The organism is uncultured Escherichia sp., assembly GCF_948475835.1.
Lineage (GTDB): Bacteria > Pseudomonadota > Gammaproteobacteria > Enterobacterales > Enterobacteriaceae > ECMA0423.
In genome coordinates this window covers 1-11,725 of sequence record NZ_CAOLGM010000001.1, presented here as the reverse complement: position 1 = coordinate 11,725, position 11,725 = coordinate 1, and the positions used below count along the sequence as shown (strand labels likewise).

Genomic DNA, 11,725 nt, shown 5'->3' with positions numbered 1-11,725 from the left:
TGATGCGCTTGCCGAACTTAAAAAGATCCCCGCCGAAAGTGTCGATCTGATCTTTGCCGACCCACCATATAACATCGGTAAAAATTTTGATGGTCTGATCGAAGCCTGGAAAGAAGATCTGTTTATCGACTGGCTGTTTGAAGTGATTGCAGAGTGCCACCGCGTTCTGAAAAAGCAGGGCAGCATGTACATCATGAACAGCACGGAAAACATGCCCTTTATCGATCTCCAGTGCCGCAAGCTTTTTACCATCAAAAGTCGCATCGTCTGGTCATATGACAGTTCTGGAGTACAGGCGAAAAAACACTACGGCTCCATGTACGAACCCATCCTGATGATGGTGAAAGACGCAAAGAACTACACATTCAACGGTGATGCTATTCTGGTAGAAGCCAAAACCGGATCGCAGCGCGCGTTGATCGATTATCGCAAAAATCCTCCACAGCCATACAATCATCAAAAAGTACCGGGTAACGTCTGGGATTTTCCGCGCGTGCGTTATTTGATGGATGAATATGAGAACCACCCGACGCAAAAACCGGAAGCCTTACTGAAACGCATTATTCTCGCCTCTTCCAACCCAGGCGATATCGTTCTCGACCCGTTTGCCGGTAGCTTTACTACCGGTGCCGTAGCCGTCTCCAGCGGGCGAAAATTCATTGGTATTGAGATCAACAGCGAGTACATCAAAATGGGGCTTCGACGGCTGGATGTCGCGTCGCATTACTCTGCGGAAGAACTGGCGAAAGTGAAAAAAAGAAAGACCGGCAACCTGTCAAAACGAAGCCGGTTAAGCGAAGTTGACCCCGATCTCATTGCAAAGTAAAGGAAGTGTAAGCCTGGTTTTCAGATTATTCATTTCGTGTATATTTCCTGCCAGACTTGGTTAAACATACACAGGCTCAGGTAATGATTCGCAAGTATTGGTGGCTCGTCGTTTTCGCTGTCTTCGTTTTTCTGTTTGATACTTTACTGATGCAGTGGATTGAACTGCTGGCAACAGAAACAGACAAATGCCGCAATATGAACTCAGTTAATCCACTAAAACTGGTTAACTGTGACGAACTGAATTTTCAGGACAGAATGTGAATTTACATGACACTTAATTCATTCGTTTGATGAATTAATTTCGTTATGTTTTCATCTGGCATGAACATTCTTAATACGTTATCGACCAGAGCGGGGGCTTGTTTATAAAGATCATAACCCGCCATATTCATTAACCAGTTTTGAACAATTCCGCTGAAGGCACCATTAATAATAATCATCACAACATCTAAATCGAGGTTATTTGCTACACAACCTTGTTGCTGACACGCCTGCAATACTTCGCGGAGAGTCTGCGGATTGAAGCCCATCTTTTCGCGTATCACTCCCTCGGCCAGCATCTCATCATTAAATTCACATTTGTGATATAAGATTTTCAGCAACGCCTGCTGGCGGGGAATTTTGGCAATATATTGCAAGCCGACAATCAATTTTTCACGCAATTGTTGAAACGGGTCATGCTCTAATCCAGCCGTCAAGTGTTCCTGGATTAACTCCCGCAATGAAGGCTGTTGCAACCACATCTCATTAAACAGTTGAGTCTTGTTTTCGAAGTGCCAGTAGATAGCGCCACGCGTAACGTTAGCAGCGTCGGCAATGTCGTTGAGTGTCGTCTTGCTTACGCCATGCTGCGCAAACTGGGCGATGGCAGTTTCAATCAGTTCTTGCCGGGTCTTCAGAGCTTCGGCTTTGGTTCTTTTTGCCATGATTAATTATTCAGGAAATAAATATATTCGACACAGAGTGAGAAAATAGCGAAGGTTAATCTATCACCTAATGTGTATTTATACGAGAGGCTAATATTGAGTTGCTATAAATCGTCAAATAAATAATATATATTATTTACCTAAAATACATTCGCCACATGAATATATATTTCAATTTACGAGGTTTTAATTCTGCCTCTTTCAACCCGCGTCAAAATAAAACAGTAGAATATTAATCTTTTTTTGTGTTTATGTGCCTTGAGACGCCAGTATTCATAACTATTCCTTACATCGACGAATGATAATTTGTAGGATAGCAAACTGTATTTTTCTTTCTGCGAGTTAACGCGTTGCCTTTCTGGGTAAATAACGCGCTTTTGGTTTTTTGAGGAATAGTAATGACGAAACATGCCAGGTTTTTCCTCCTGCCCTCCTTTATTCTGATCTCCGCGGCTTTAATCGCCGGTTGTAACGATAAGGGAGAAGAGAAAGCTCACGTCGGTGAACCGCAGGTTACCGTTCATATTGTGAAAACGGCCCCGTTAGAAGTTAAGACTGAATTACCAGGCCGCACCAATGCTTACCGTATAGCCGAAGTTCGCCCACAGGTTAGCGGGATCGTACTGAATCGTAATTTCACTGAAGGCAGCGATGTACAAGCAGGCCAGTCCCTGTACCAGATCGATCCCGCGACCTATCAGGCAAATTATGACAGCGCGAAAGGCGAACTGGCAAAAAGTGAAGCCGCCGCCGCCATCGCGCATTTGACGGTAAAACGTTACGTTCCGCTCGTGGGTACGAAATACATCAGCCAGCAGGAGTACGACCAGGCCATTGCTGATGCTCGCCAGGCCGATGCCGCCGTGATTGCCGCAAAAGCCACAGTCGAAAGCGCTCGCATCAATCTCGCTTATACCAAAGTGACTGCGCCAATTAGCGGACGTATCGGCAAATCGACCGTGACCGAAGGCGCTCTTGTCACTAATGGGCAAACGACTGAACTGGCGACTGTCCAGCAGCTCGATCCTATCTACGTTGATGTGACCCAATCCAGCAACGATTTTATGAGGCTGAAGCAATCCGTAGAGCAAGGAAATTTGCATAAGGAAAACGCCACCAGCAACGTAGAGTTGGTCATGGAAAACGGTCAAACCTATCCCCTGAAAGGTACGCTGCAATTCTCTGATGTGACCGTTGATGAAAGCACCGGCTCCATAACCCTACGTGCCGTCTTCCCTAACCCGCAACATACGCTTTTGCCGGGTATGTTTGTGCGCGCACGGATTGATGAAGGCGTCCAACCTGACGCCATTCTTATCCCGCAACAAGGCGTTAGCCGCACACCGCGTGGTGATGCAACCGTGCTGATTGTTAACGATAAAAGTCAGGTGGAAGCGCGCCCTGTCGTTGCCAGTCAGGCGATTGGCGATAAATGGTTGATTAGCGAAAGTCTGAAATCTGGCGATCAAGTCATTGTCAGCGGCCTGCAAAAAGCGCGTCCGGGAGAGCAGGTTAAAGCCACTACCGATACCCCCGCAGATACTGCATCGAAGTAAGGTAATCTGACATGGCAAACTTTTTTATTCGACGACCGATATTTGCATGGGTGCTGGCCATTATTCTGATGATGGCGGGCGCACTGGCGATCCTACAATTACCCGTCGCTCAGTATCCAACCATTGCACCGCCTGCGGTTTCTGTTTCAGCAAACTATCCGGGCGCTGATGCGCAGACCGTGCAGGATACGGTGACGCAGGTTATCGAACAGAATATGAACGGTATCGATAACCTGATGTATATGTCCTCCACCAGCGATTCCGCCGGTAGCGTGACAATTACCCTTACCTTCCAGTCCGGGACCGATCCTGATATCGCGCAAGTGCAGGTGCAGAACAAACTCCAGCTCGCCACGCCGTTGCTGCCGCAGGAGGTTCAGCAGCAGGGGATCAGTGTTGAAAAGTCCAGTAGCAGCTATTTGATGGTGGCGGGCTTTGTCTCTGATAACCCAGACACCACACAGGACGATATCTCGGACTATGTGGCCTCTAACGTTAAAGATACGCTTAGCCGTCTGAATGGCGTCGGTGACGTACAGCTTTTCGGCGCACAGTATGCGATGCGTATCTGGCTGGACGCCGATCTGCTAAACAAATATAAACTGACACCGGTTGATGTGATTAACCAGTTGAAGGTACAGAACGATCAGATCGCTGCCGGACAGTTGGGCGGAACGCCAGCGTTACCAGGGCAACAGTTGAACGCCTCAATTATTGCTCAGACGCGGTTAAAAAATCCGGAAGAATTCGGCAAAGTAACCCTGCGCGTAAACAGTGACGGCTCGGTGGTACGCCTGAAAGATGTCGCACGAGTTGAACTTGGCGGTGAAAACTATAACGTTATCGCTCGTATCAACGGAAAACCGGCGGCGGGCCTGGGGATTAAGCTGGCAACCGGCGCGAATGCTCTCGATACCGCGAAAGCCATTAAGGCAAAACTGGCGGAATTACAGCCATTCTTCCCGCAGGGAATGAAGGTTCTCTACCCTTATGACACCACGCCATTCGTCCAGCTTTCTATTCACGAAGTGGTAAAAACGCTGTTCGAAGCCATTATGCTGGTGTTCCTGGTGATGTATCTGTTCTTGCAGAATATGCGAGCAACGCTGATCCCCACCATTGCGGTACCCGTGGTGTTATTAGGGACGTTTGCCATCCTCGCCGCTTTTGGTTACTCCATCAACACACTAACGATGTTCGGGATGGTGCTTGCCATCGGGCTGCTCGTCGATGATGCGATAGTGGTGGTGGAGAACGTCGAGCGCGTGATGATGGAGGATAAGCTCCCGCCAAAAGAAGCGACGGAAAAATCGATGTCGCAAATTCAGGGCGCACTGGTGGGTATCGCGATGGTGCTGTCAGCGGTATTTATTCCGATGGCATTCTTCGGCGGTTCTACTGGGGCAATTTATCGCCAGTTCTCTATCACCATCGTTTCGGCAATGGCGCTTTCTGTTCTGGTGGCATTGATTCTTACCCCTGCGTTATGTGCAACACTGCTCAAACCCACCTCAGCTGAGCATCACGAAAATAAGGGTGGTTTCTTCGGCTGGTTTAATACCACCTTCGATCATAGCGTTAACCACTACACCAACAGCGTCGGCAAAATCCTCGGTTCCACAGGACGATATTTACTGATCTATGCGCTGATTGTTGCAGGAATGGTGGTGTTGTTTTTACGTCTTCCGTCTTCCTTCTTACCTGAAGAGGATCAGGGTGTCTTTCTGACCATGATTCAGTTACCCGCTGGCGCGACGCAAGAGCGGACGCAAAAAGTGTTGGATCAAGTGACGGATTACTATCTGAAGAACGAGAAAGCGAACGTTGAAAGTGTCTTTACGGTTAACGGCTTTAGCTTCAGCGGCCAGGCACAAAACGCCGGTATGGCCTTCGTCAGTCTGAAACCGTGGGAAGAGCGTAATAGTGATGAAAACAGTGCGGAAGCGGTAATCCATCGTGCCAAAATGGAATTGGGCAAGATCCGCGACGGTTTTGTCATTCCATTCAATATGCCAGCCATTGTTGAACTGGGCACGGCAACGGGTTTCGACTTTGAGTTAATTGATCAGGCTGGGCTGGGTCACGATGCCCTGACCCAGGCCCGTAACCAGTTGCTTGGCATGGCGGCGCAACATCCTGCCAGCTTAGTCAGCGTGCGTCCTAATGGCCTGGAAGACACCGCGCAGTTTAAACTGGAAGTTGACCAGGAAAAGGCGCAGGCATTAGGTGTTTCACTTTCTGACATCAATCAGACCATTTCAACGGCGTTGGGTGGGACTTACGTTAACGACTTCATCGACCGTGGTCGCGTGAAAAAGGTGTATGTTCAGGCGGATGCCAAATTCCGTATGCTGCCAGAAGATGTCGATAAACTTTATGTCCGCAGCGCCAACGGCGAAATGGTGCCATTCTCGGCCTTTACCACTTCACATTGGGTGTATGGCTCTCCGCGACTGGAACGCTACAACGGTCTGCCGTCAATGGAGATTCAGGGGGAAGCCGCGCCAGGAACCAGTTCCGGCGATGCCATGGCGTTGATGGAAAACCTTGCGTCAAAATTACCTGCGGGCATTGGTTATGACTGGACGGGTATGTCGTATCAGGAACGCTTATCGGGAAACCAGGCTCCCGCTCTGGTAGCAATTTCCTTTGTGGTTGTTTTCCTGTGCCTTGCTGCACTCTATGAAAGCTGGTCAATTCCTGTCTCGGTTATGTTGGTAGTGCCGTTAGGGATTGTCGGCGTGCTACTGGCGGCAACACTCTTTAATCAAAAAAATGACGTCTACTTTATGGTGGGCTTGCTAACGACAATTGGCTTGTCGGCCAAAAACGCTATTTTGATTGTTGAGTTCGCTAAAGATCTCATGGAGAAAGAGGGTAAAGGTGTTGTTGAAGCGACACTGATGGCAGTACGTATGCGTCTGCGTCCTATCCTGATGACCTCTCTCGCCTTTATTCTCGGCGTATTACCGCTAGCTATCAGTAACGGTGCCGGCAGTGGCGCGCAGAACGCTGTGGGTATCGGGGTAATGGGAGGAATGGTCTCTGCAACGTTGCTGGCAATCTTCTTCGTACCGGTGTTCTTTGTGGTGATCCGCCGTTGCTTTAAAGGATAAATCAGAAACATAAAGGCGCTTTCGGGTGCCTTTATTATTTCCAGTGAAACCCATAAAAATTAATAAGATATTCTTCTGCTCACTCTTTAAAAGCTTTCTATAGTTCCCGCTCCCTTCACTATTTTTACAATTCACATAATTTGTCATTATTCATTCCGCAAGATTTATAACCTCCGGTGATAAAATGGCATTCAGCTCGTTAATAAGAGAGTTAACTTATTAAGCGTTAGCGTTTATTACTGAGGTAACACCATGAAAAGATTAATTCCTGTGGCATTGCTCACCGCATTGCTGGCGGGCTGTGCTCACGATTCGCCCTGCGTTCCGGTTTATGACGATCAGGGTCGTCTGGTTCACACCAATACCTGTATGAAAGGCACGACTCAGGATAACTGGGAAACGGCTGGGGCTATTGCTGGCGGGGCAGCGGCTGTTGCTGGCCTGACGATGGGGATCATCGCTCTGTCGAAATAACTGAACAGGGCGCGGAGTTTCGCGCTCTGTTTAACGATACAGTATCTTTACATAAGATAAAATATTGCTATATTCTGCTGGCTAATTCTCTGCTGATTTAGCATGTTATATCGCGTTATTTCGCTGCTTTCGAAATAACGCATCAATTTAACTTTCACACTTCCCACCAGAAATATACTCACGCTAACAATCATTATTCTGCTTAGTAAAACACGCGTAAATATTTTGCGCCAAAATGTGGCGCATGTTTCATTTTCGCACCATTGCGGGGCGCTGTTTTTATTATTTCCTGTCTACACTCAGCTTATTGCGACGCGAAATCGGGCGCAAAAGCTGGCACTACTTTTGCTTATAAGAGGATGGCCACAGACAGGTAAAAGACGTTTCCCAAACGTCCTATAACGATAATTTTCGCCTCACAGGAAGCATTATGAAAAAGATGATGATAGCCACACTGGCTGCCGCCAGCGTGCTGCTTGCCGTTGCAAATCAGGCGCATGCTGGCGCGACGCTTGATGCCGTTCAGAAAAAAGGTTTTGTGCAATGCGGGATCAGTGATGGATTACCTGGGTTCTCTTATGCCGATGCAGACGGTAAGTTTTCAGGTATTGATGTTGATGTTTGTCGTGGTGTTGCCGCTGCTGTATTTGGTGACGACACGAAAGTGAAATATACCCCACTCACAGCAAAAGAACGCTTCACCGCTTTACAGTCAGGGGAAGTGGATTTGCTCTCCCGTAATACGACCTGGACTTCATCTCGCGATGCCGGGATGGGAATGGCATTTACCGGCGTCACTTATTACGACGGCATTGGCTTCCTGACGCACGATAAAGCGGGGCTAAAAAGCGCGAAAGAACTGGATGGCGCTACCGTCTGTATTCAGGCGGGTACTGATACCGAACTCAACGTTGCCGACTATTTCAAGGCAAACAATATGAAGTACACACCGGTGACTTTCGATCGCTCTGACGAATCAGCGAAGGCACTGGAATCTGGTCGCTGCGATACGCTGGCCTCGGATCAGTCGCAACTGTATGCCCTGCGCATCAAATTAAGCAACCCAGCTGAATGGATTGTCTTACCGGAGGTTATCTCTAAAGAACCGCTTGGGCCGGTAGTTCGTCGTGGCGATGATGAATGGTTCTCGATTGTACGCTGGACGCTTTTCGCCATGCTGAATGCTGAAGAGATGGGCATCAATTCCCAGAACGTCGATGAAAAAGCGGCTAATCCAGCAACGCCTGATATGGCACATCTGCTGGGTAAAGAAGGCGATTACGGCAAGGATCTGAAGCTGGATAATAAATGGGCCTATAACATCATCAAACAGGTGGGTAACTACTCGGAAATTTTCGAGCGTAACGTAGGTTCAGAAAGCCCGCTGAAAATTAAACGTGGGCAAAATAATCTCTGGAATAACGGCGGTATTCAGTACGCGCCGCCCGTGCGTTAAGTCGGTGTGAGGTAACGGGCGTCGCTACGGCGGCGCTCTCTTCAGCGTTATGCTTTCCGAGGTTTCTATGTCTCATCGCCGCTCAACCGTTAAAGGCTCACTCTCTTTTGCCAACCCTACGGTTCGCGCCTGGTTATTCCAGATCCTTGCCGTTGTTGCTGTTGTCGGCATTGTTGGTTGGTTATTTCACAACACTGTAACGAATCTCAATAATCGTGGCATTACTTCAGGTTTTGCCTTTCTGGATCGCGGCGCTGGCTTCGGTATTGTCCAGCATTTGATCGATTACCAGCAGGGCGACACCTACGGACGCGTTTTTATTGTCGGCTTACTCAATACGCTACTGGTTTCTGCATTGTGTATTGTGTTCGCTTCTGTTTTAGGCTTCTTTATCGGTCTGGCGAGACTTTCGGATAACTGGCTGCTACGAAAACTATCCACAATTTATATTGAGATCTTCCGTAATATTCCCCCGCTGCTGCAAATCTTCTTCTGGTACTTTGCCGTGTTGCGCAATTTGCCCGGACCACGCCAGGCTGTGAGCGCGTTTGATCTGGCCTTTTTGAGCAATCGTGGGCTTTATATTCCGTCACCGCAGCTGGGAGACGGATTTATTGCGTTTATCCTGGCTGTTGTTATGGCTATAGTCCTTTCTGTTGGGCTATTCCGCTTTAATAAAACATACCAGATAAAGACCGGACAACTGCGCCGCACCTGGCCGATCGCCGCAGTGTTGATCATTGGTTTGCCTTTACTGGCGCAATGGCTTTTTGGCGCAGCACTACACTGGGATGTCCCAGCCCTACGAGGCTTTAACTTCCGCGGCGGGATGGTTTTAATTCCTGAACTGGCAGCCTTAACGCTGGCACTTTCGGTTTATACATCTGCATTTATCGCCGAGATTATCCGCGCTGGGATCCAGGCAGTGCCTTATGGTCAACATGAAGCGGCTCGGTCACTGGGATTACCCAACCCGGTTACGCTACGCCAGGTCATTATTCCCCAGGCACTGCGAGTGATTATTCCGCCGTTAACCAGCCAGTATCTCAACATCGTCAAAAACTCCTCTCTTGCCGCCGCTATTGGCTATCCCGATATGGTTTCGCTGTTTGCTGGCACCGTGCTGAACCAGACGGGGCAAGCCATCGAGACGATAGCCATGACCATGTCGGTCTATCTGATTATCAGCCTGACTATCTCGCTGCTGATGAATATCTATAACCGCCGCATCGCGATCGTTGAACGCTAAGGAGTCATGATGACAAAAGTATTGCTGTCTCAGCCCTCGCGCCCAGCGAGCCATAACTCAAGCCGCGCGATGGTGTGGGTGCGAAAAAATCTGTTCTCCAGCTGGAGCAATAGCCTGCTGACTATTGGCTGCATATGGTTGATGTGGGAACTGATCCCACCGTTGCTGAACTGGGCATTTTTGCAGGCTAACTGGGTTGGCTCAACGCGTGCCGACTGCACAAAAGCCGGTGCCTGTTGGGTCTTCATCCACGAACGATTTGGTCAGTTTATGTATGGGCTTTACCCACACGACCAACGCTGGCGAATTAACCTCGCATTACTGATTGGGCTTGTGTCGATCGCACCAATGTTCTGGAAAATACTCCCGCATCGCGGTCGCTATATTGCGGCCTGGGCGGTGATTTACCCACTGATTGTCTGGTGGCTGATGTATGGCGGTTTTTTTGGTCTGGAGCGGGTTGAAACCCGGCAATGGGGCGGGCTGACGCTAACTTTAATTATTGCATCCGTTGGGATTGCGGGGGCGCTACCGTGGGGGATCTTACTGGCGTTAGGTCGCCGCTCCCATATGCCGATTGTGCGTATCTTATCGGTCATTTTTATCGAGTTCTGGCGCGGCGTACCGCTGATTACCGTATTGTTTATGTCTTCGGTCATGCTGCCGTTGTTTATGGCAGAAGGCACCAGTATCGACAAACTGATCCGCGCGCTGGTTGGCGTGATCCTGTTTCAGTCAGCATATGTTGCGGAAGTCGTGCGAGGCGGATTACAGGCACTGCCTAAAGGGCAGTATGAAGCGGCAGAGTCGCTGGCGTTGGGTTACTGGAAAACTCAGGGGCTGGTTATTCTGCCACAGGCGTTGAAGCTGGTAATTCCTGGGCTGGTAAATACCATCATCGCACTCTTCAAAGATACCAGCCTGGTGATCATTATCGGGTTGTTCGATCTTTTCAGTAGCGTTCAGCAGGCAACCGTTGATCCCACCTGGTTGGGTATGTCGACGGAAGGGTATGTTTTCGCCGCGCTGATCTACTGGATCTTCTGTTTCAGCATGTCGCGCTATAGCCAGCATCTGGAAAAACGTTTTAACACCGGGCGTACACCGCATTGAGGACACTATGAGCCAAATTTTACTGCAACCTGCTAACGCGATGATTACGCTGGAAAACGTCAATAAATGGTATGGACAATTCCATGTTTTGAAAAATATAAATTTAACCGTGCAACCGGGAGAACGGATCGTTCTGTGTGGCCCTTCAGGTTCCGGTAAATCGACAACCATTCGTTGTATTAATCATCTGGAAGAACATCAACAGGGACGGATCGCGGTAGATGGCATCGAACTTAATGAAGATATCCGCAATATTGAGCGCGTCCGGCAGGAAGTGGGAATGGTCTTTCAGCATTTCAATCTCTTCCCTCATCTGACCGTTCTACAGAACTGTACCCTGGCACCGATTTGGGTACGCAAGATGCCAAAGAAAGAGGCTGAAGCTCTGGCGATGCATTACCTTGAGCGGGTGAGAATTGCCGAACATGCGCATAAGTTTCCCGGACAAATTTCTGGTGGTCAGCAGCAACGCGTTGCCATTGCGCGTTCGCTGTGTATGAAGCCGAAAATTATGTTGTTTGATGAGCCAACGTCGGCGCTCGATCCGGAGATGGTGAAAGAGGTGCTGGATACGATGATTGGGCTGGCGCAGTCGGGTATGACAATGTTGTGTGTAACACATGAGATGGGGTTTGCACGTACCGTCGCTGACCGGGTAATTTTTATGGATCGTGGGGAGATAGTGGAACAAGCTGCACCTGATGAATTTTTTGCGCATCCTAAATCAGAGCGTACGAGGGCATTTTTATCGCAGGTAATCCATTAATTGAATGTTAGTTCGAAAAGCAAAAAGGCCATCCTTTCGGATGGCCTTTCGCTTGATTTGATGTCTGGCAGTTCCCTACTCTCGCATGGGGAGACCCCAAACTACCATCGGCGCTACGGCGTTTCACTTCTGAGTTCGGCATGGGGTCAGGTGGGACCACCGCGCTACGGCCGCCAGGCAAATTCTGTTTTATCAGACCGCTTCTGCGTTCTGATTTAATCTGTATCAGGCTGAAAATCTT

9 protein-coding genes, 1 rRNA gene and 1 pseudogene (1 of these 11 cut by a window edge) are annotated in these 11,725 nt (G+C 48.9%); 9 read left to right on the top strand and 2 right to left on the bottom strand.

Annotated elements, in window-relative coordinates; genetic code table 11:
• Window positions 1-826, top strand: a pseudogene (gene yhdJ / locus QZF50_RS00055) (adenine-specific DNA-methyltransferase) (it extends 45 nt beyond the left edge of the window).
• Window positions 827-909: 83 nt separating this feature from the next.
• A complete protein-coding gene (locus QZF50_RS00050) occupies window positions 910-1,089 on the top strand; it encodes a DUF2556 family protein (protein WP_001295275.1) in 180 nt (59 codons plus the stop codon).
• Window positions 1,090-1,091: 2 nt separating this feature from the next.
• Here the strand turns inward: QZF50_RS00050 and acrS are convergent, their stop codons facing one another.
• Window positions 1,092-1,754, bottom strand: a complete 663-nt coding sequence (gene acrS, locus QZF50_RS00045; protein ID WP_001129522.1) for a multidrug efflux transporter transcriptional repressor AcrS — start codon at window positions 1,752-1,754, stop codon at window positions 1,092-1,094.
• Window positions 1,755-2,152: 398 nt separating this feature from the next.
• Here acrS and acrE point away from each other — a divergent pair, with 398 nt between their 5' ends.
• The 7 genes from acrE (at window position 2,153) to QZF50_RS00010 (ending at window position 11,484) form a co-directional block, all read left to right on the top strand.
• Window positions 2,153-3,310 (top strand): multidrug efflux RND transporter periplasmic adaptor subunit AcrE, encoded by a 1,158-nt coding sequence (acrE, locus tag QZF50_RS00040; RefSeq protein WP_061892547.1) that lies wholly within the window; start codon window positions 2,153-2,155, stop codon window positions 3,308-3,310.
• An 11-nt stretch (window positions 3,311-3,321) separates the two neighbouring features.
• Window positions 3,322-6,426 (top strand): multidrug efflux RND transporter permease subunit AcrF, encoded by a 3,105-nt coding sequence (gene acrF / locus QZF50_RS00035; RefSeq protein ID WP_001273212.1) that lies wholly within the window; start codon window positions 3,322-3,324, stop codon window positions 6,424-6,426.
• 252 nt (window positions 6,427-6,678) lie between these two features.
• A complete protein-coding gene (locus QZF50_RS00030; RefSeq protein ID WP_000825639.1) occupies window positions 6,679-6,900 on the top strand; it encodes a membrane protein in 222 nt (73 codons plus the stop codon).
• 430 nt (window positions 6,901-7,330) lie between these two features.
• Window positions 7,331-8,356: an amino acid ABC transporter substrate-binding protein gene (locus QZF50_RS00025; protein ID WP_000738579.1), complete on the top strand. Its 1,026-nt coding sequence runs from the start codon at window positions 7,331-7,333 to the stop codon at window positions 8,354-8,356.
• Between the two features lie 67 nt (window positions 8,357-8,423).
• Window positions 8,424-9,605, top strand: a complete 1,182-nt coding sequence (locus QZF50_RS00020) for an amino acid ABC transporter permease (RefSeq protein ID WP_000019655.1) — start codon at window positions 8,424-8,426, stop codon at window positions 9,603-9,605.
• 9 nt (window positions 9,606-9,614) lie between these two features.
• Window positions 9,615-10,718: an amino acid ABC transporter permease gene (locus QZF50_RS00015; protein ID WP_001307418.1), complete on the top strand. Its 1,104-nt coding sequence runs from the start codon at window positions 9,615-9,617 to the stop codon at window positions 10,716-10,718.
• Between the two features lie 7 nt (window positions 10,719-10,725).
• Complete coding sequence (locus tag QZF50_RS00010; protein WP_000078332.1) at window positions 10,726-11,484, top strand: amino acid ABC transporter ATP-binding protein; 759 nt, start codon at window positions 10,726-10,728, stop codon at window positions 11,482-11,484.
• Between the two features lie 62 nt (window positions 11,485-11,546).
• Here QZF50_RS00010 and rrf read toward each other — a convergent pair.
• Window positions 11,547-11,662: ribosomal RNA gene (rrf, locus tag QZF50_RS00005) — 5S ribosomal RNA — on the bottom strand.
• Window positions 11,663-11,725 lie beyond the last annotated feature (63 nt).